General features: G+C 70.9%; 18 protein-coding genes, 1 tRNA gene and 1 pseudogene. 10 read left to right on the top strand and 10 right to left on the bottom strand.

Annotation, left to right across the window (positions count from 1 at the left end):
• The first annotated feature begins 9 nt into the window (after positions 1 to 9).
• From FJ091_15460 to FJ091_15440, 5 genes are read left to right on the top strand one after another with little or no spacing between them, the layout of a single operon-like run.
• Positions 10 to 717: a hypothetical protein gene (locus tag FJ091_15460; protein MBM4384749.1), complete on the top strand. Its 708-nt coding sequence runs from the start codon at positions 10 to 12 to the stop codon at positions 715 to 717.
• A 25-nt stretch (positions 718 to 742) separates the two neighbouring features.
• Entirely contained in the window at positions 743 to 1,492 is a 750-nt protein-coding gene (locus FJ091_15455; protein MBM4384748.1) for a class I SAM-dependent methyltransferase, read from the top strand.
• 6 nt (positions 1,493 to 1,498) lie between these two features.
• A complete protein-coding gene (locus tag FJ091_15450) occupies positions 1,499 to 1,876 on the top strand; it encodes a hypothetical protein (protein ID MBM4384747.1) in 378 nt (125 codons plus the stop codon).
• Positions 1,873 to 2,283: a hypothetical protein gene (locus FJ091_15445; GenBank protein ID MBM4384746.1), complete on the top strand. Its 411-nt coding sequence runs from the start codon at positions 1,873 to 1,875 to the stop codon at positions 2,281 to 2,283. Before FJ091_15450 ends, FJ091_15445 begins: the two co-directional genes overlap by 4 nt.
• A gap of 60 nt (positions 2,284 to 2,343) precedes the next feature.
• A complete protein-coding gene (locus FJ091_15440) occupies positions 2,344 to 3,174 on the top strand; it encodes an AraC family transcriptional regulator (GenBank protein ID MBM4384745.1) in 831 nt (276 codons plus the stop codon).
• 3 nt (positions 3,175 to 3,177) lie between these two features.
• Here FJ091_15440 and FJ091_15435 read toward each other — a convergent pair whose 3' ends face one another.
• Entirely contained in the window at positions 3,178 to 3,378 is a 201-nt protein-coding gene (locus FJ091_15435; GenBank protein MBM4384744.1) for a hypothetical protein, read from the bottom strand.
• A gap of 280 nt (positions 3,379 to 3,658) precedes the next feature.
• Positions 3,659 to 4,210: a nucleoside 2-deoxyribosyltransferase gene (locus tag FJ091_15430; GenBank protein ID MBM4384743.1), complete on the bottom strand. Its 552-nt coding sequence runs from the start codon at positions 4,208 to 4,210 to the stop codon at positions 3,659 to 3,661.
• Positions 4,211 to 4,427: 217 nt separating this feature from the next.
• Between FJ091_15430 and FJ091_15425 the strand changes: the two genes are divergently transcribed.
• Both FJ091_15425 and FJ091_15420 read left to right on the top strand, forming a co-directional pair.
• The gene (locus FJ091_15425) at positions 4,428 to 4,790 is read left to right on the top strand and encodes a hypothetical protein (protein MBM4384742.1); all 363 of its coding nucleotides are present in this window, start codon (positions 4,428 to 4,430) and stop codon (positions 4,788 to 4,790) included.
• A gap of 176 nt (positions 4,791 to 4,966) precedes the next feature.
• Positions 4,967 to 5,566: a hypothetical protein gene (locus tag FJ091_15420; protein MBM4384741.1), complete on the top strand. Its 600-nt coding sequence runs from the start codon at positions 4,967 to 4,969 to the stop codon at positions 5,564 to 5,566.
• A 230-nt stretch (positions 5,567 to 5,796) separates the two neighbouring features.
• Here the strand turns inward: FJ091_15420 and FJ091_15415 are convergent.
• The 6 genes and pseudogenes from FJ091_15415 to FJ091_15390 form a co-directional block, all read right to left on the bottom strand.
• Positions 5,797 to 5,869: transfer RNA gene (locus FJ091_15415), tRNA-Ile, on the bottom strand.
• 233 nt (positions 5,870 to 6,102) lie between these two features.
• Positions 6,103 to 7,311 (bottom strand): ABC transporter permease, encoded by a 1,209-nt coding sequence (locus FJ091_15410; protein MBM4384740.1) that lies wholly within the window; start codon positions 7,309 to 7,311, stop codon positions 6,103 to 6,105.
• 109 nt (positions 7,312 to 7,420) lie between these two features.
• Positions 7,421 to 8,110, bottom strand: a complete 690-nt coding sequence (locus FJ091_15405) for an ABC transporter ATP-binding protein (GenBank protein MBM4384739.1) — start codon at positions 8,108 to 8,110, stop codon at positions 7,421 to 7,423.
• On the bottom strand, positions 8,107 to 9,339 hold the full coding sequence (locus tag FJ091_15400; GenBank protein MBM4384738.1) for an efflux RND transporter periplasmic adaptor subunit: 1,233 nt from the start codon (positions 9,337 to 9,339) through the stop codon (positions 8,107 to 8,109). The genes FJ091_15405 and FJ091_15400 overlap by 4 nt, the downstream gene beginning before the upstream one ends.
• Positions 9,336 to 10,710 (bottom strand): annotated as a pseudogene (locus FJ091_15395) (efflux transporter outer membrane subunit). The gene FJ091_15400 and the pseudogene FJ091_15395 overlap by 4 nt, the downstream one beginning before the upstream one ends.
• Before the next feature lie 62 nt (positions 10,711 to 10,772).
• Positions 10,773 to 11,423 (bottom strand): cyclase family protein, encoded by a 651-nt coding sequence (locus tag FJ091_15390; GenBank protein MBM4384737.1) that lies wholly within the window; start codon positions 11,421 to 11,423, stop codon positions 10,773 to 10,775.
• 66 nt (positions 11,424 to 11,489) lie between these two features.
• On the opposite strand from FJ091_15390, the gene FJ091_15385 reads away from it, so the two are divergent.
• The 3 genes from FJ091_15385 to FJ091_15375 all read left to right on the top strand — a co-directional run bounded on the left by FJ091_15385 (position 11,490) and on the right by FJ091_15375 (position 14,630).
• Positions 11,490 to 11,726 carry a hypothetical protein gene (locus FJ091_15385; protein MBM4384736.1) on the top strand — a complete coding sequence of 79 codons (237 nt, stop codon included), beginning with the start codon at positions 11,490 to 11,492 and terminating at the stop codon, positions 11,724 to 11,726.
• Between the two features lie 96 nt (positions 11,727 to 11,822).
• On the top strand, positions 11,823 to 13,709 hold the full coding sequence (locus FJ091_15380) for an amidohydrolase family protein (GenBank protein MBM4384735.1): 1,887 nt from the start codon (positions 11,823 to 11,825) through the stop codon (positions 13,707 to 13,709).
• Positions 13,710 to 13,751: 42 nt separating this feature from the next.
• The gene (locus FJ091_15375) at positions 13,752 to 14,630 is read left to right on the top strand and encodes a hypothetical protein (protein ID MBM4384734.1); all 879 of its coding nucleotides are present in this window, start codon (positions 13,752 to 13,754) and stop codon (positions 14,628 to 14,630) included.
• Positions 14,631 to 14,888: 258 nt separating this feature from the next.
• On the opposite strand, the gene creD is transcribed toward FJ091_15375, so the two are convergent.
• Positions 14,889 to 16,301: a cell envelope integrity protein CreD gene (creD, locus tag FJ091_15370; protein ID MBM4384733.1), complete on the bottom strand. Its 1,413-nt coding sequence runs from the start codon at positions 16,299 to 16,301 to the stop codon at positions 14,889 to 14,891.
• Between the two features lie 114 nt (positions 16,302 to 16,415).
• Positions 16,416 to 18,107, bottom strand: a complete 1,692-nt coding sequence (locus tag FJ091_15365; GenBank protein ID MBM4384732.1) for a hypothetical protein — start codon at positions 18,105 to 18,107, stop codon at positions 16,416 to 16,418.
• Positions 18,108 to 18,172 lie beyond the last annotated feature (65 nt).

The following is an 18,172-nucleotide window of genomic DNA, read 5'->3' as shown; positions in this document are numbered from 1 at the left end:
GCGCCGCCGATGTACGACTCCACGCCCGTGCTCGCCGCGCTCGACGAGAACATGTGGAAGGTGCTCGCGCTGTGCGGGCTCGCGATGGCGTGCAACTACACCTGGTTCATCGCGGCCGTGCGCCAAGGCCTGCGCGATCAGACGGTGCCGATCCCCATCTTCTGCACGCTCTTCTGGCTCGCGGGCGACGCCTCGATGGTGGCGCGCTACGAGCGCTGGTTCGTCGAGATCGACCACTGGTACGTGAAGCTGTTCTGGGCCGCGCTCGTGCTCACCGTGATCAACGAGCTCGTGTTCCTGTGGCTCACGCTGCGCTTCGGGCGCAAGGAGTTCGCGCCGCGCCTCACGCAGCCGCAGTTCACGGCGCTCGTGCTGGCGTGGCTCGGCACGATGGCCCTGGGCTTCGAGCTGGTGAAGGAGTGGATCGGCGATCCGCTCTACATCAACTACTTCCACCTCGCGAACCTGATCGGCCCGCCCTTCGCAGCCGCGATGGTCGTCAGGCGCGGCACGCGCGCCGGCACGTCGCCGCTGATCTGGGGCGCCTACACCGCGATGGTCGCGAGTTGGTTCACCGCCACCGCGCTCTGGTTCGGCGACGCGTTCACCACACCCGGCCACTTCGCGCTCTACGCCGTCTCGACCGCGAGCGCGGCGGGGATGTTCCTGTTCGTGCGCCGCTTGCCGGCGCCGAGCACGGCGCGCGCGAGCGTGTGAAGCTCGCACTCGCGAAGGAGACGAGATGAGAGCCCGCGCCCTGATCACCGCCGCTGCGTTCGCGCTGGCGTGCACCTCGCAACCCGAAGCGCCCGCGATCACCGCGGCCTCGCCGCACATCGTCGCCGCGGTCGCGCACGCGAAGCGGCCCGAGGCCGATCGCGCGCGCGACGCCGATCGCAAGCCCGCCGAGATGCTCGCGTTCGCGGGCGTCGCGCCGGGCCAGCGCGTCGCCGACTTCATTCCTGGCGGCGGCTACTTCACGCGCGTGCTGGCGGAGGCCGTGGGCGCGAGCGGCAGGGTCTACGCGCTGATCCCGCCGCCCGGCGCGCAGCAAACGGATCCGCCGATCCGCGCCGTCGCCGCCGAGTACGCGAACGTCGAGGTCGTGCAGCAGAGCTTCGCGACGCTCAGCGTGCCCGAGCCGGTCGACGCGATCTTCACCGCGCAGAACTACCACGACCTGCATCTCGCGCGGCTGAACCTCGACTGGGCCGCCGTGAACCGGCAAGTCTTCGCCGCGCTGAAGCCTGGCGGCGTGTACGTCGTGGTCGATCACCGCGCGAAGGCGGGCGCGGACGTCAGCGTTGCCGACACGCTGCACCGCATCGACCCCGCGATCGTGCGCAGCGAGCTCGAAGCCGCGGGCTTCGTGTACGACGGCGAGTCGGAAGCGCTGCGCAACCCCGCGGACACGCTCGAGCTCGGCGTCTTCGACCCAGCGATCCGCGGCAAGACCGATCAGTTCGTCTTCCGCTTCCGCCGCCCGGAGTAGCGCCGCATGCTCGTGATCCGCGCCTGCGCCGCATTCGACCTGGTTGTTACGGGCCTCTTCGCCCTGCCCTTCAGCGCGAAGATCTTCGTCGCCACGCTCTACGCGCTCGACCGCGCGCTCGGCGGCAACCTCGCAACGCCGCAGCTCAGCGAGCTCGGCGCGTTCTTCACCAACCTCGCGGGCATGCTCGGCGTGCTGTGGGCGGCGGTGCGCCTCGCGCGCCCCGAACGCTTCCTCGCGCGCGCCGACGCGATGGGGCGCGTCGCCGTCGCCGCGCTGATCGCGTGGTATCTCGCCACCGAGTCGCTGCCGGATGTGATGTGGGCGTTCGTGGCGACGGAGCTGGGTGGTGCAGCTGCGCAGTGGTGGGTGACGCGGCGATGAGCACGATGTGGCTCGCCGGCTTCCTCGCGCTGGCGGGCCTCGGCGGTGCACTGTGGTTGTTGGGGCGCCAGGCGGAGCCGAGCGATCCGCTGCCGGTCGCAACGTGTCCCGACTGCGGCGGCGCGTTCGCATGGGCGCGCAAGTTTCGGCTCTGGGCGCCCGTGTGCCGAAGCTGCGAGGGCGTGTGGCTTCACGCTTCCCTTCCGGCGGTGGAGCGGCGCGGGAGCGGAATCTCGCACTTCGCGTCGTTTCCGGAGACCCCCGCGAGGCCATGCCCGGCGTGCGGCACGGCGACGCTCGAAGCCGGGCACATCGGCATCGCGCACGCGCTCGGCTGCAGGCGCTGCGGCAGCACGTTCCGGCCGGGTCCAGGCCGCCAACACCCGACGGTCGTCGCGGGCGTGTAAGCCTCACTTCCGCAACCGCGATCAAGCCGCCTTCCGCGCCGCGCTCCTAGATTCCGCCCCGTGAGCATCTCGGCGCGCACGCTCTGGTACATCGAGAGCCATCTCTCGAACGAGCTCTCGCTCGATGAGATCGCCCTCGCCACCGGCGTCTCGCGCTTCCACCTCTCGCGCGCGTTCTCGCTCACCGTGGCGCAGACGATCAGCGGCTACGTGCGCGCGCGGAGGCTCAGCCACGCAGCGCTCGCGCTCGCTGCGGGCGCCGAGAACATTCTCGATGTGGCGCTCGCCGCTGGCTACGGCTCGCACGAAGCGTTCACGCGCGCGTTCTGCGCGCAGTTCGGCACGACGCCCGAGCAGGTGCGCGCGCGCAAGAGCACCCACGGACTCGCACTTCAGGAGGCCCTTCGCATGAGCGTCCCTAACAGCTCGAAGCTCGAAGCCCCGCGCATCGTGCGCGACGGGCCGCGGCGGCTCTTCGGCCTTGCGCAGCGCTGCCAAGGCAACGCCGGCATTCCCACGCTGTGGGATCGCTTCGTGCCGCACCTCGGCGCGATCGCGGAGCAAATCGGGAACGTGACCTACGGCGTGATGTACGACTCCGACGAGAGCGGCGTGAACTTCACCTACGCCTGCGCGGTGGAGGTGCGCGCGTTCCCGGCGCAGCCGAAGGAGTTCGCGCGCATCGAGCTGCCCGCGCGCAGCTACGCGGTGTGGCCGCACCGCGGCCACGCTTCGAGCGTTGGCGCGACGTGCGCGGCGATCTTCTCGCACGGCCTCGCGCAGGCGAAGCTCGAGCCGCTGCACGAGCCGATGTTCGAGCGCTACGACGAGGCGTTCGATCCGCGCACGGGCAACGGCGGGCTCGAGGTGTGGGTGCCGGTGAAGGGGTGAGCGCTACTTCGCGACGTACCCGCTAAAGCGCTGCAGCACGCGCACCGAAAGTGCGCGCTCGCTCACGCCGGCCACGATGCCGAGCAGGACCGCGATCGATGCATTGCGATCGAAGAGCGCGAGGTCCGTGCCGCCGAGCCAGATCTTGATGGCGCCTTGATCGAGAAGAAGGGCGACCGCAATCGCCAGCAGAGCGACGAACACTGCGCGGATCGTCGGCTCGATCTCCGAGGCCGTCGTAGTTCGGCTGCCGGCCTTCCGGGAACACGCCCTGTTCCTTGAGCAGTTTGAGCACGCCCCAGGTGCTGTAGACGAGATGATTCAACGCGGCCTGATCCTGCGGAACAGCATCGCCGTCGCGCTTCGGCTCAATGTTGAAGTTCTGCGGGTCGGCCGAGTCTTCGACCTTGAGAATTCTGAACTGGCCCTCGGGCAAGCGGGGCGCACTGTCGGTCGCGTCGTCGTCGGCCACGGGTACCTCGGTTCAAGAGCGCTTCGTGCGCCGCCTCGCTAGCGCTGCAACGCATTTCTCAAACGCCCGCATCGCCGCGAGCGCCTGCGCTCCTCGCTCTTGTACCACGACCAGCTCGCGCTCCGACGCCGCGAGTGCTCGCACGATCATTAGGTTCTCGTGCAGGCCGAAGTCCTCGACCGCGTGGCCGCTGGGGTCCCACAGCCGCCCGCCGCTGCGTGCGAGCTTCCCGTAGTGAGTGCGCACGCGGGCGGCGTAGGCGCCCGCGCGGCTCGCGTAGCCGTAGACGGGTTTGCCCAGCGCGAACATGAAGCCGAGCTCGAAGAGCGTGCCGGCGTCGGCGCTGGGGCCGCGGAAGGGCGTGAGGTTGAAGAGGCCGGCGTCGGCGCGCTGCATGTGCGCGCAGTTGGCGCGGAAGATCGCTTCCGGGTCGGCGCTCGCTTCGACGTCGGGGTCGATCGGGTAGAGGCCCTCGAAGCCGTGCTTCGCGCAGATCGCCCGCTTGCGCGCGCCAATCTCGATCGCGTTCTGGAGAAAGACGTCGGGGCCGGCGAGGTAGAGCATGCGCATGGCTGCAATCTACGCCGAGGCATGAGGGCGCGGCGCAGCCTGATAATTCCTTTGTTCCCGCGCGGGCGCGGGTGTAGAGAGGAGGAGCGCGCCCCGCGAGGTTCCGATGCCCTACGGAGAGGCCGGCGCGCGCGTGCTGCTCGAGTACAAGCCTGCGCGTCGCCAGGCGTTGTTCGAGGTGCTCGTGTACGTCGCTTTCGGAGCGTGGGCGATGTCCGTGCAGGGCGCCGACCAGGCCGAAGCCCGCTTCCTCGGGGTTTGCGTGCTCGGCGCCGCGCTCTGGTCGATGGTCAAGCTCACCCCGTGGTCCCCGCGGATCCGCGCCACGGAGCGCGTACTCCTCGTCAAGCGCTGGCCGCTGAGCGAGCGCGTCTTGCCGCGCGATTGGATCGCTCGCTTCGAGGTGGTGAGGCTTGGCAAAAACGAAACGGCCTACGCCAGGCTCCACGCCGACGCGCCGCACGCGGCGAAGTGGGTGACGCTCCCGAAGGGCGGCTTTCCTCCGGCCAAGGAGATCGTCGATTCGCTCAACGCGTGGCTCGCGCGCACGGCAAAGGGCGGTCAGGCGCGGTGAGTGAGTTCGGTCCGTTGGTGCGATCCCGCTGCTCCACTCCGCAAGCGTGCTTGCCTAACAAGCGCGCTCCGACCGGCGCAAGCGCGCTTGTCACAAAGTTCGGGGCCCCCGCACTTTGACGATCTTTGGCGCTGGCTGCGCGCATAGCATCGACGGGTCTCACGCCGAGAGCGCCCGTGAAGCAGCAGCAGCCGGAGCGAGAGCCGCACAGGTTCGGTGACTTTCTCGATCGCTTGCGCCGCAATCCGCCGGCGTTGATCGCGATCAGTGTCGCCCCGCTCCTCGTCACGCTGGCGATCGCGCTTGGCACGATGCCGCGCGCGCCGGTGTGGGTGTTCCCGTGCCCGCTCTATCCGAACGGCTCGGTCGCGCTCACGGCTTCGTACCACGCGCCGTGCCCGATCGAGTTCACCGAGCACCCGAACGGCTACTTCGTCGGTGGAGACAGCGACATGCTGCGCGGCCACGCGCAGGTGCGCGCGCTCGTCGCGAGCGGCAACGCGGTGGGCATGGTGATGCTCGCGCAAGGCGACGTTGCGACTGCGGAGTTCGAGCTTCGCGAGGCCGAGGAGTTGCTCGGCGCGCACGGAGCGCTCGTCGATCAGTTGTCGGCAGCGACCGAACTCTTCCGGCTCGCTCGCGGTCGCAGCGACGAGGCGCAGGCGCGCGGTCGGTTGGAGCAGCTGCTCGGCGGCATTCCGGGTGGCGACGAGTATCGCCCGCAGCGCGCGGCTCGGGCATTGCTATCGCAGACCGCACGTACGTCGACGCGCTAGACATCCGAGCGGCCGCGGTGTTCGGGAGCCCGCGCCGGGGAGCGCGGGGCCGGCGGCGACATCGACAACGCGCGGACGTGAGAGCTGATCGCGCATTCGCATCCGCCCGACGACGAATGCCGCCGTGCGAGTTCGCGGAGTCACTGTTCGCGGCTTCCCGACTCACGCAATGGCGACAAGCGGGCACCTCAGACTTCGCGAACGACCCAACAACTCCGCAGGCCTACGCGTGGGCCCTCCTGGATTCGAACCAGGGTCTCTCCGGTTATGAGCCGGGTGCTCTGACCGCTGAGCTAAGGGCCCGCGAGGTGCGGAGAGTACGCGCAGATCGGCGCCGCGCGGCAGCGCGCGCGCAACGAAGTGCGCGTTCCGCGAGCCGCTGGAGCGACGCGCTGCGGGCGCCGGGGATCGCGCGAGGGCGACTCGGCGAGCCGGACGAGCGAGAGCCGCAATCAGGCCGCTCTGCACTGCAGCCCTGCGACATTTCGGCCCGGCCGAAACGTCTCACCTCGCCTGTTCGATCACCGCGCCCCGCTCTACTCGTGCCGCAGCGCCTCGATCGGATCGAGCCGCGCGGCCTGTTGCGCGGGCCAGTAGCCGAACGCGACGCCGATCGCGGCGCTGAAGGCGAACGCGAGCAGCACGACGGAGGGCTCGGGCACGAACGGCACGCCGAGTGCGCCGGCGCCGCCCGCCGCGGCGGCGAGGCCGAGGCCGATGCCCACCACGCCTCCGAGCGAGGAGAGCACCACGGCCTCCACCAGGAACTGCGTCAGCACTTCGCGCTCGAGTGCGCCGATCGCGAGGCGGATGCCGATCTCGCGCGTCCGCTCGGTCACGCTCACGAGCATGATGTTCATGATGCCGATGCCGCCCACGATCAGGCTCACGGCGGCCACCGCCCCTAACAACCCCGTGAGCACGCGCGTGGTCGTGGTGAACGCGCTCACGATCTCCTTCATGTCGCGCACCGAGAAGTCGTCGTCGCCGTTTCCGGTGCGCCGGCGCTCGCGCATGAGGCGCTCCGTGTCGCGCTGCACCGTGGAGGTGGACACGCCCGGCAGCGCCGCGAGGTGGATCGTGCCCACGTCGGTGTTGCCGGCCACGCGGCGGTGGTACCAACGCAGCGGCACGAGCACGAAGTCGTCTTGGTCGCTGCCGAACGCGCTCTCGCCCTTGGCTTCGAGCACGCCGATCACCGCGCACGAGAGCTGCCCGAGCCGAACGCGCTGCCCGAGCGGGCTCTGCGCGCCGAACAGCTCGCGGCGCACCGTGTCGCCTAACAAGCACACGGCCTTCCCCGCGCGTTCCTCTGCGTCGCTGAACGCGCGCCCGCTCGAAACGGCCCAGTTGCGCACCGCGAGGTAGCTCGCGGTGCTGCCGATCACGCTGGTCGAGCGGTTCTGGCTGCCGGCGATCGCCTGCATCTGCTGCTGGCTCATCGGCGCGACCGCCGCGACGCCCGCGATCTCGCGCTCGATCGCCTCGGCGTCCTCGACTTTCAGCATCGCCGCCATGCCGCGCGCACCGCCGCCGCCGTGGAACGACTGGCCGGGCCGCACCATCAGCGTGTTCGTGCCGAGCTTCTGCAGATCGTTCGTCACGCGCTGCGTCGCGCCGGCGCCGAGCGTGACCATGATGATCACGCTCGCAACGCCGATCACGATGCCGAGCACCGTCAGCGACGAGCGCAGCACGTTGCGGCGGATCGCCTGGAGCGCGAGGCGCAGCATGGGGCCGAGCATCACGCTCCTCCATCGGGATGCGCGGTCAGCGCACACGGCGACTTCGGCAAACACCGAGGCCACTGTTCGAGCTTCGCTCGGCTTCGCCTCGCTGCGCGCTTCGCTTGCATCAGGTGGGCTCCGCCTCGGCGATCTCGCCGTCGAAGAAGTGGATCGTGCGCGAGGCCCAGCGCGCGATGGCGGCGTCGTGCGTGACGACGACGACCGCGATGCCGCGCTCGCGGTTCTGCCGCGCGATCAGCTCCATGATTTCGCGCGCGCGCGCGGAGTCGAGGTTGCCCGTGGGCTCGTCGGCGAGCAGCAGCGGCGGCGTGGTCACGATCGCGCGCGCGATCGCGACGCGTTGCTGCTGGCCCCCGCTCAGCTGCGCGGGGGTGTGATCCTCCCAGCCGGTGAGGCCCACCGCGGCGAGCGCGGCTTCGGCCTGCGCGCGCCGCTCCTCCGCGGGGGTGCCGCGGTACACGAGCGGCAGCTCGATGTTCTCGAGCGCGCTCGTTCTACCCAACAAGTTGAAGCCCTGGAACACGAAGCCGATCGCGCGGCGGCGCAGCAGCGCGCGCTCGTCGCGCGAGAGCGTGCCGACGTCGGTGCCCTCGAAGCGGTACGTGCCCGCGGTCGGCGTATCGAGGCAGCCGAGCAGGTTCATGCACGTGGACTTGCCCGAGCCGCTCGGGCCCATCAGCGCCACGAATTCGCCCGCCTCGATGCGCAGGTCGATGCCGCGCAGCGCGTGCACGGCGGTCTCGCCCGCGCCGTAGGTCTTCTCGACGCGCTCGAACGCGGCGAGCGGCGCGCTCACGACGCCGCCGGCTTCGCGGCGACGGCCAGCGCGTCGCCGGGCGCGAGCTCGCCCTTCACCACCTCGGTGTGAACGCCATCGGTGGAGCCGATCGTGATCGCCACGGGCTCGAGCGCGCCCTTCTTCTCGCGGTGCACGACTTGCTCGACGCCCTTCTTCGCCGCGTTCTTCGGCCGGTTCCACCACGGCCGCGACATCATCGACTCGAACAGGTTCGTGTCTTCGATCTCGGGAGGGCTGAAGCGCAGCGCCGCGTTTGGCACGAGCAGCGCCCCGTCGACGCGCTTCACCACGATCTCCGCCGTCGCGGTCATGCCGGGGCGCAGGCGCAGCTCGGGGTTCGCGACGCGCAAGAGCGCTCCGTACGCAACAACTCCCTCGGCCGCATCCGCGCCGTAGCGCACCTGCACCACCTCGGCCTCGAACGTGCGGCCCGGCCACGCGTCCACCGTGAAGTCCGCGCGCTGGCCCTCGGCGACGTTCGAGATGTCGGCCTCGTCGATCGCGACGAGCAGCTCCATCGCGCGCAGGTCTTCGGCGAGCGTAAACAGGATTGGCGTCGTCATGGCGGCAGCGACGGTTTGGCCGGGCTCGATGAGGCGCTTCAGCACCACGCCGTCGATCGGCGAGCGGATCTCTGCCTTCGAGAGATCGGTGCGCTGCGTGTCGAGCGTGGCGCGCGCCTGCTTGGCGGCGGCGCTCGCGCTCGCGACCTCGGCCTTCGCGCGCGCAGCGGAAGCGCGCGCGCCGTCGAGCTCGGCCGCGCTCGGCACCTTGCCGCCGCTCATCTCGTGCACGCGCTCGAGCCGCGCGAGGCGCGCGTCGGCTTCGAGCCGGCTCGCGCTCGCTTCCTCGATGCGCGCCTCGGCCGCCGCGAGCGCGCTTTCGCTCTGCAGCACCTGCGCTTCGAGCCGCTGCGTGTCGAGCCGCGCGAGCACGTCGCCCTTCTTCACCACGCTGTTGAAGTCCACCTTCACGTCGCGAATCGTGCCGGAGAGCTCGCTGCCGACGTCGACCTGGTTGATGGGCTGGAGCGTGCCCGTGGCCGTCACGCGCACGACCAGATCGCCGCGCGAAACTTCCTCCGTCTCGAACACGATCTCCGAGCCGCCGCCGCAGCTGCGCAGCACGAGCAGCAGCGCGAGCGCGCCCGCTGCGATGCCGAGGCCGCGCGGCGTGCGCAGCGCCGCGAGCGCGCGCTGCACGATGTTCTGTCTCGCCTCGCTCACTGCGCCTCCTCGCTCTGCCAGCCGCCGCCCAGCGCTTTGTAGACGCGCACCAAGTTTGCGGCGAACTCACCTTCGCTCGCCGCGAGCTGATCCTGCGACGTGAAGAGCGCGCGCTCGGCCGCGAGCACGGCCTCGAAGTCGACGAGGCCCGCGGCGTACTGATCGCGCGAGAGCGCGGCCGCGTGCTGCGCCGCTTCCGCCGCTTCGGCGAGCGCATCGCGCCGCGCCTCTTCCTGCGCGAACGACACGAGCGCGTCCTCCACTTCTTTGAGCGCGCCGAGCAGCGTGCCCTCGAGCTCGGCGAGCGCGCGATCGCGCACGGCCTTCTGCGCGTCGATCTGCGCCTTCACGCGGCCGAAGTCGAGCAGAACCTGCGAGACGCCGGCGGCCATCGAGGTCGCCTTCGCCGCGCTCGTGAAGAGGTCGCCCGTCGCGAGCGACTCGACGCCGACGGAGCCGGTGAGCGTGAGGCGCGGCAGCGCGCTCGCCTTCGCGACGCCGATGCGCGCGGTCTCCGCGGCGAGCAGTCGCTCTGCGGCGCGCACGTCGGGTCTGCGCGCGAGTGCGGCAGCGGGCACGCCCACGGCGATGCGATCCGGCGGCGCGGGCACCGGACCCGCCGCAGCGAGGCGCGTCTCGTTCAGCGCGACGGCGGTGCGCAGCTGCGGGATCGCCGCGCGCGTCTGCGCGAGGTTCGCGCGCGCCTGCTCGACGTCGAGCTCGGTTGTCAGGCCGGCGTCGCTGCGCCAGCGCGTCAGCGCCAGCGTCTCCGCCTGCGCGCGCGCGTTCTCCTCGGCGAGCGCGAGCCGCCGCTGCTGCGCGCGGAGCGTCACGTACGCATCCGCGACTTCCGCCGCGACGCTCACGCGCACGCCGGCGAGGTTCGCTGCGCTCGCCGCGAGATCGGCCTTCGCGGCTTCGAGCCCGCGGCGTAGGCCTCCGAACAGATCGATCTCCCAGCTCGCGTCGAAGCTCACGTCGTAGAGCTCGCGCGAGCCGAGGTCGATGCCGGCCGAAAGCGCACCGCTGCCGTCGGATTGCGACGCGGTGGCAGTGCCGCGGCTCGTCGGGAAGAGCCCGGCACGCGCGCCGCTCCTGCGCGCGCGCCTCGCGCAGACGCGCCTGCGCGGAGGCGATGTCGCGGTTCGCCGCCGCCGCGCGCTGCTCCAGCTCCACGAGCAGCGGATCGCCGAGCGCCTCCCACCAGCGCGCGATCTCGTCGTCCGCGGGCGCGTCGCTGCTGAGCCCGCTCGCGAGCGGCGCGCGCCACGCGTCCGGTGCAGCGCTCGGCGGCGGCTCGAAGTCGGGCCCGACGAGGCAGCCCGCGAGGGGGAGGCTCGCGAGAGTGATTAGGGCGCAGCGCAGGTTCAAGCGAGATCAGCTCCGGAGCGGCGAGCTTGCGTTGGACACGCGAGGCCAGGATTCGGTTTGCATCACGGCAAAGCGGCGAACGCGCGCACGGGGAAGGTGCCCATCCCGGCGATCTTGGGCGGCAGCGCGAAAAAGCGAAAGCCGCTCGCGGGAAGCGCCGCGAGGTTCGTCAGGTGCTCGACGATGGGAATGCCGGCGCGCAGGAGCAGCGAGTGGACGGGGCGCTCACCGCCCGCGATGTCGTCGATGTTGAGCGAGTCGATGCCGACCAGCGCGGCGTCGCCGGACACGAGCGCCTCCGCGCCGTCCGCGCTGAGGTGCGGGTGCGGCTCGAAGTAGCGCGGCGTCCCGAAGTGCGCGCTCCAGCCCGTGCGCAGCAGCACCGCGCAGCCGCGCACGCCGCTCGGCAGATCGCGCGCGGTGATCGCGCGCGCGCCCGGCGGCAGGTCGACCACGAGGGCCGGCAGCTCCGCCAGCTTCTCGAGCGCGACGCCCGAGAGATCCGCGCCATCCGCCCAGCGATGCGAGGGCGCGTCGAGGTAGGTGCCGGTGTTCGCGACCAGCTCGATCTTCGCGATGTGGAACTCGGTGCCCGCCGCGTAGCGCTCGCGGGAAGCAGCGCGCGAGAGATGGTCCGAGATGCGCGGCGCCGGGAGGCCGGGGTACGTGACGAGCCCGTCGCGGATCGTGTGGCTGAGGTCGACGAGCGGCATCGGGCGAGGGTCGCACACGAGCTGCGCTTGCCCCGCTCCGCGCGCCTGCGCGAAGCTCCCATCCTCATGACCGCCTCCTCCTCCCTCTCCCACCAGCGCCGCTGGACCAGCCCGCAGCCCGGCGACACGCTCGCCTCGGTCGCGGCCCGCGAGCTCCCGACCCTCCCGCCCGACGATGCGATCCGGCAGCTCACGAGCTGGAACCTGCACCTCGCGATTCGCCCCCTCGGCAACCTCCCGCCCGGCTCGCTGCTCGGCAGCGATGTCGTCTACCTCGAGCCCCCGCTCGCGCCCCGGGCGTGACCCAGGTGGCCGAGGCGTCGCCGCGCATCACCGAGGCCGTGCTCTCGGCCGGGCACGACGGGCGCGCGGAGCTCGTCGTGGTGGTCGCCTACGCGAATGGCGCCAGCGCGCGCGTGCGGCTCGACGAAGAGGCCGCGGAGCCCGTGCTCGAGGCTGCAGGCGTGCTGCGCATCGAGGATTTGGTCGGGAAACCCTGGGATATCTTGGCGCCCGCCTTGCCCGCTCCGACTCCGAACGGAGCCTGACTCGCTCGGCATCGCGGCGTTCGAATCCACACGCATCAGGAGAATTCGCATGCTCGATCTCGTCATCAAGAACGGCCTCGTCGTCGACGGCTCGGGGATGCCCGGTTTCCGCGGTGATGTCGGCATCGCGAACGGCAAGATCGTCGCGGTGGGGAACGTCGGCGCGACGAACGCGCGCGCGATCGATGCGCGCGGCCGGGTGGTGGCGCCGGGCTTCATCGACCCGCACACGCACTTCGACGCGCAGCTCTGCTGGGACCCCTTCGCGCAGCCCTCGGTCGAGCACGGCGTGACGGCGATCGTGCCCGGCAACTGCTCGCTCTCGCTCGCGCCGCTGCGCGCGGGTCAGCGCGACGCCTTCATCAAGATGTTCCGCCAGATCGAGGAGATGCCCGCTGAGGACTTCGGCGTGGGCGTCGACTGGGCGTGGGGCGAGAGCTTCCCCTCGTGGACCGAGTACCTCACTAAGAAGGGGCTCGGCATTCACGTGGCGCCGCTCGCGGGTCACAGCGTGATCCGCATGTTCGTGATGGGCGACGCGGCGCAGTCGCGCGTCGCCACCGCCGACGAGATCGCCGCGATGTGCCGCGTGCTCGACGAGTCGCTGGTCGGCGGCGCCGTCGGCCTCAGCACCTCGTTCGTCGACATCGACGAGAGCTTGAAGCCCGTGCCGAGCCGCTGGGGCCACGCGTCGGAGCTCGACGCGCTCTGCAAGGTGCTCGCGCGCCATAACAAGATCCTGCAGATCGTTCACGAGTTCTACGACACCGAGCTCACCATCGCGCGCGTCGACCAGCTCGCGGAGCTCTCGCTGAAGCACGGCATCACCACCACGCTCTCGCCGCTCTTCCACAACGAGGCGTTCCCGGACATGGTTCCGCGCGTGCTCGGTCGCGTGGAAGAGCAATGGGCGCGCGGGGCGCGCGTGTGGCCGCAGGTGCAAACGCGGCCGATCGACATCAGCTTCACGCTCGGCACGCGCAGCCTGATCTATCTCGCGATGCCGACCTGGTACCAGATCTCGCTCTTGCCCGATCGCGCCGCGAAGATCGCGGCGTTCAAGGATCCCGCGACGCGCGCGAAGGCGGTCGCCGAGGCGTCGCCGAATCCGAACGTGCCGGCTGCGTTCCGCCGCGACTTCGGCTACACCATCGTGCGCCAGAGCAATCACGCCAAGCAGTACGAGGGCCGCACGCTCGGCGAAGTCGCGGCCGAGCGCGGCACGGGCACGGCCGAGGCGATGATCGACCTCGCGCTCGCCGACGACCTCCACACCTGGTTCGGCCGCATTCACGTGGGCCACCGCAACGTGAAGGAAGTGGGCGAGATGCTCGCGCATCCGCTCGTGCAGATCGGCGCGGGCGACGGCGGCGCGCACATCGGCGCCTTCGCGACCTACGGCGACACGGGGTACCTGTTCTCGAAGTTCGTGCGCGAGGCGAAGGCGCTGCGGCTCGAGGACGCGGTGAAGAAGATCACTTCGGACCCCGTCGCGATCTGGGGCCTCGGCCAGCGCGGGTTGTTACGGCCCGGCTATGCCGCCGACGTGGTGGTGTTCGACCAGGACACGATCGATCGCGGCCCCGAGGTCGCGGTGCACGATCTCCCGAGCGGCGGCATGCGCTGGACGCGCCCTGCGGTGGGCATCGACTCCGTCGTGATCGGCGGCGCGCTCGCCTACACCGAGAAGGACGGGTACACGGACGCGCGGCGCGGCGAGATCGTCTCGAAGTCGTAAAGCGCGCTTCAGTCCTCGCTGCCCGCAGCCGATTCCGGTCGCATGACCCGACTCAGGCGCCGAGCGCTCGCAGCCCTGGGCGCGTTGCTCCTTGCGAGCAGCGCGCTCGCCGCGGATCTCGTCGCAGTGGACGCCGCCTACGCGCTGCGCAGCGAAGGCCGTAGCGGCGAACACGCGGCCCTCGAGGCCGCACGCTTCGCGGTGCGCGCCGCCGAGACCGCGGCCAAGGCCGCGCCCGACGACATCGCGCTGCGCTGGCGCGAGGTGCGCGCGCTCCACTACTTGGGCGAGTTAGCGACCCACGGCGAGCGCGCGCAGCGCGAGGTGTTCGCGCGCGCGATGGCGCGCGGCGAGGACGCGCTCGCGCGGCTGACGAGCCGCGTCGGCGCAGCGCGGCTCGACGCGCTGTCGCCACAGGCGCGCCGCGCCCAGCTCGCGCGCGCGGGCGTGGCTGCGCAGGATGCCGGCGAGCTCTACTTCTGGAGCGCGGTCGCGGTGGGCGCGTGGAGCGAGAAGACGGGCCTGCTCGACGCCGTGCGTGGCGGCGTCACCGATCGCCTCGATCGCTACACGCGCGTCGCGATCGACCTCGCGCCGAACGCCTACGACGGCGGTCCCTACCGGCTGTGGGCGCGCATGCACACGATCCTGCCGCGCGTGCCGCTGCTCACGAGCTGGGTGGATCGCAAGCTCGCCCTGCCCGCGGCGGAACGCGCGCTCGCGATCGCGCCGCAGCACCCGGGCAATCAGGTGCTGCTCGCGATGACGCTGCAGGATCTCGCGCCCGCGCGCGCCGGCGAGGCGCACGCAATTCTCGAGCGCGTCGCTTCGCTCACCCCGCGAGCGGGCTTCGAGGTCGAGGACGAGGCGGTGAAGAGGCTCGCGCGAGAGCGGCTGGCGAAGGCGGCTCGCGGGAGCTGAGTCGGCCACAAAAGCGAAGCGCCCGCGAGTTTCACTTCGCGGGCGCTTCTCAGTTGGAAGCGGGTCGCAGCTAGCGGCGCGACGCCTTCTCCGCCTTCTTCGCGGCCTTCTGGCGCTCGGCGCGATGCTTGCGCTGCACCGCGCGCTTGTGGCGGACGCGCTTCTGCTTGTTCTTGCTCGTTGCCATGTCGTCTCCGTGTTAGCCGCGCGTCGTGCGGGCGCGCGGCTGTTTAGGCCACGCGCCGGTGATCGTCGAGGTCAGCTCGCGGCCGGTGCGAGGGGCTCCTTCGCGCCCACGTCGCGCCAATCCACGCGCCGGGTCAGCCACATCACGGCCGCGAGCGCAGCGAAGAGGCCGAGCGCGCCGGCGAGCAGCGCGTAGTCCTCGTTCGTGAGCACGACGAACAGGTAGGCGTAGAGCGTGGTGACGACGGCGCCCACCACGCCCGCGCGGCCGGCGCTGCGCAGCACCGCCCAGGCGCAGCCGCCGATCAGACCGACGATGCCGCCGCTCGCGAGCGCGTAGGCGAGGCCGAAGCCGACGTGCTCGGCGAGCGAAATCTCGAGCAGGAAGAACAGGCACAGCGCGGCGCCCACTAACAAGTACTGCACCGAGTGCAGCGGCGCGGCGGCGAGCACCTCGAAGAGCCAGAGCGTCGCGAACGTGAGCGCGATGAAGAGCACCGCATACTTCGCGCTGCGCTCCGCCATGCGATACGCGTCGACGGGCGAGAGCAGGCGCACGCCGAAGTCGACGGCGTCGGCGTGCACCGCGGCGGCGGGCTCCGCGAAGCCCGCGTCGACTGCGGGGGCGCTCACCTGCACACCACGCACGGGCTCATCTTCCGCGAGCCAGCTCTGCGGGAAGCCGCGGCCGAGCGACGACACGACCCAGCTCGCGCGAAATCCACTCGCGTCGATCTCGCGCTCCGCGGGCAGCCACGCGCCCACGAAGCTCGGCGAGCGCCAAGTCGACGAGAGCTTCGCGCTCGTCGTGGCGCCCAGCGGAACGACGGCGAGCGCCGTGCTGCCACGCGCGTTCAGCGTGACCGCGAACTTGCCACCGAGAGCGGCGGGCGCGCCGAGCGGGACGTGCACGGCATTCGCTGCGGGCAGCGCGCGTCCACCGCCAGCCTCGAAGGCGCGCGGCGTCTTCTCCCACGTGAGCGCGATCTCGTCGATCGCGCGCACCTCGCTCACGTCCACGACGAGCTCCGCGCGATCCCACAGCACTTCGCTGGGCGTGACGCCGAGCGGCGCGAAGTCCGGCGCTTCGAACTCGCCAGTGAGCGCGAGCTGCGCTCGATACACCGGCACGTCGAAGATGCCGCGATGCAGCGTTTCGCTGTCGAGCACACCGTTCACGTCGAGCGCTTTCGGGAGAAACACGGCGACATCGTGTCGCTCGCGCTCGATGCTCTTCCCGTCTGCGAGCGGCTCGCGCCAGCGCACGATGAACGGCACCACGAGCCGCGGCCCGGCGATGCGCTGCGCGCCGCCCCAGCTCTGCGCCACGCCTTGCACGGCTTCGTCGCGCCGCGCCTGCCGTTCGTAGATGACGCCGCGCACCATGCCGACGGGGATCAACAAGAGCAGTGCGAGAAAGCCGAGCACGAGCAGACGCAGGCCCTGAGAGCGCTGGAGCGAGCTGAACCACGAGGCGGATTGCAAGGAGACTCCTTCCGCGATTTGCAGCACGGACGCCCGTGCGCGCGGAGAAGTTCCTCAGTTGTTATGGAAGCGAACCGGAGCCGCGGGTGCGGAGTCTCTGACCGCAGCGTGCTCTCAGAACCTCGACGCCGCGAGCTTCACGTCCGCGTGTTTCCACGCCTGCGCGAAGCCTTGCTCCGCCCATGCCGCTTCGTCGCGCTTGCCTTGCGAGCTCAGCGCCTGCGCGAGGCCGTAGAGCGACCAGCCATTCTTCGGGTAGTGCTTCAAGTCCTCGCGGTACACCGCCTCGGCTTCCGCTGCGCGGCCGGCTTGCAGCAGCACCGCCCCTAATGCCTGGCGCGTGGGCATGAACCACGGCGGCGGCTCGGTGTAGCGGATGCCGTCTTGGCGCTCGACGGCGGCTTCGAGCGCGGCGATCGCGTCCACAGTGTCACCCTTCGCCGCGGCGAGCTCGCCGTCGAGCTGATCCGCCGCGACCGAGAGCAGTACGGCGGTGTTCGTGGTGCCGCCGTTCGCGCTGAGCGCCGCGGCCTTCGGGTCTGCCGCAATCGCGCGCAGCGCCTCGAGCTCCGCGGCTGCCTCGGCATGCTTCCCTTGCCGCGCGAACGCCATGCCGCGCGCGAAGCGCCAGATGCCGCCCTGATAGATGCGCCCCTCCGGCGGCGCGGGCTCGGCCAGCACGGCGTCCCACTTGCCGAAGCGCACCATCATCAGCAGCGGATACGTGAGGAAGTCCTCGACCGGCGGGAAGATCGCGACCTTGTCCTCGGAAACCATCGCGAGCCGGCGCGCCTCCGCGAGCGCCATCGCGCTGTCGCCCTGCGCCGCTGCCGAGACCGTGAGGAAGTGCACGTTGTGCGGGTAGTAGAGCGCGCTGTAGATGGGGTAGTTGTTAGGGAAGCACAGCGCGAACAGCGACTCGTCGGACTTCGCGCCCCTGACGTTCGAGAGCACCGCATCCTGGAAGCGCCCGACGCGGTAGTAGATGTGGCTCGGCATGTGCACGAGATGCCCGGCGTCCGGCGCGAGCGGCAGCAAGCGATCCGCCGCGGCCTCGGCCTTCTCGGGCGCGGGCAGCTCCTGCAGATGGATCCAGTAGTGCAGCGCGCCGACGTGATCGGGCGAGCGCTGCATCGCGAACTCGAGATACTCGACCACCTTCGGCGTGAGCTCGCGCGGCGCGAGCTTCTCGTCCCAGTAGTTCCACGGCATGAGGTCCATGATCGCCTCGGCCGCGAGCACGGCGACGTCCACGTTGTCGGGATGCTTCTCGCGCAGCGCGATCATCGCGTCCGCGTAAGCGCGATCGAGCGCGGCGCGGTCCGCCGGCGCGTCGGCGGCATAGCGCTTCGCGAGCGCGTCGATCAGATCGCGCTCGAGCGCGTTCGCATTCGCGGCGCGCGCCTGCGCTTCCTGTAGCGCGCCCCACGCCGCTTTCGCGTTCTCGGTGTCCATCGGCACGTTGATGTTCGGCCCGTGCGCGAGGGCGACGCCCCAGGAGCAGATCGCGCACTGCGGATCGAGCTTCGCGGCGTACGCGAAATCGCGGATCGCCTTGGCGTGGTTGAAGCCGTACGTGTTGGCGAGGCCCTGGTCGAAGTACGACCGAGCGCGGGCGACCTTCGACGAGATCGGGAACGAGTGCGCGCCGAGCTCGAGCAGCGGCGGCGCATCGCTCGGCGCTCCCGAAGCGGTGCTCGTGGCCGTTGCCGGTGCGGTGCCGGGGCCCGAGCCGGTGCACGCAAGCGCGGCGAGCAGGGCGAACGCAAGCGACTGCGCGAGAACACGAGAGCCGAAACCCTTCATCGTGAACCTCCTGGCGCCCGCGCATTCTGCGCCCGTCGGTGCCGAGTCATCCAGCCCTTTCTCCG

The organism is Deltaproteobacteria bacterium (genome assembly GCA_016875395.1).
Taxonomy (GTDB): Bacteria; Myxococcota_A; UBA9160; order UBA9160; family UBA6930; genus VGRF01.
The sequence above is the reverse complement of the archived record's forward strand: the minus strand, read 5'-3'. Positions and strand labels throughout refer to the sequence as shown.

Coding starts and splice junctions, on each gene's coding strand:
- FJ091_15460 (MBM4384749.1), top strand. CDS start 10: ATGTACGACTCCACGCCCGTGCTCGCCGCGCTCGACGAGAACATGTGG.
- FJ091_15455 (MBM4384748.1), top strand. CDS start 743: ATGAGAGCCCGCGCCCTGATCACCGCCGCTGCGTTCGCGCTGGCGTGC.
- FJ091_15450 (MBM4384747.1), top strand. CDS start 1,499: ATGCTCGTGATCCGCGCCTGCGCCGCATTCGACCTGGTTGTTACGGGC.
- FJ091_15445 (MBM4384746.1), top strand. CDS start 1,873: ATGAGCACGATGTGGCTCGCCGGCTTCCTCGCGCTGGCGGGCCTCGGC.
- FJ091_15430 (MBM4384743.1), bottom strand. CDS start 4,210: ATGCTCTACCTCGCCGGCCCCGACGTCTTTCTCCAGAACGCGATCGAG.
- FJ091_15425 (MBM4384742.1), top strand. CDS start 4,428: ATGTCCGTGCAGGGCGCCGACCAGGCCGAAGCCCGCTTCCTCGGGGTT.
- FJ091_15410 (MBM4384740.1), bottom strand. CDS start 7,311: ATGCTCGGCCCCATGCTGCGCCTCGCGCTCCAGGCGATCCGCCGCAAC.
- FJ091_15390 (MBM4384737.1), bottom strand. CDS start 11,423: ATGCCGCTCGTCGACCTCAGCCACACGATCCGCGACGGGCTCGTCACG.
- FJ091_15385 (MBM4384736.1), top strand. CDS start 11,490: ATGACCGCCTCCTCCTCCCTCTCCCACCAGCGCCGCTGGACCAGCCCG.
- FJ091_15380 (MBM4384735.1), top strand. CDS start 11,823: ATGGCGCCAGCGCGCGCGTGCGGCTCGACGAAGAGGCCGCGGAGCCCG.
- FJ091_15375 (MBM4384734.1), top strand. CDS start 13,752: ATGACCCGACTCAGGCGCCGAGCGCTCGCAGCCCTGGGCGCGTTGCTC.
- FJ091_15365 (MBM4384732.1), bottom strand. CDS start 18,107: ATGAAGGGTTTCGGCTCTCGTGTTCTCGCGCAGTCGCTTGCGTTCGCC.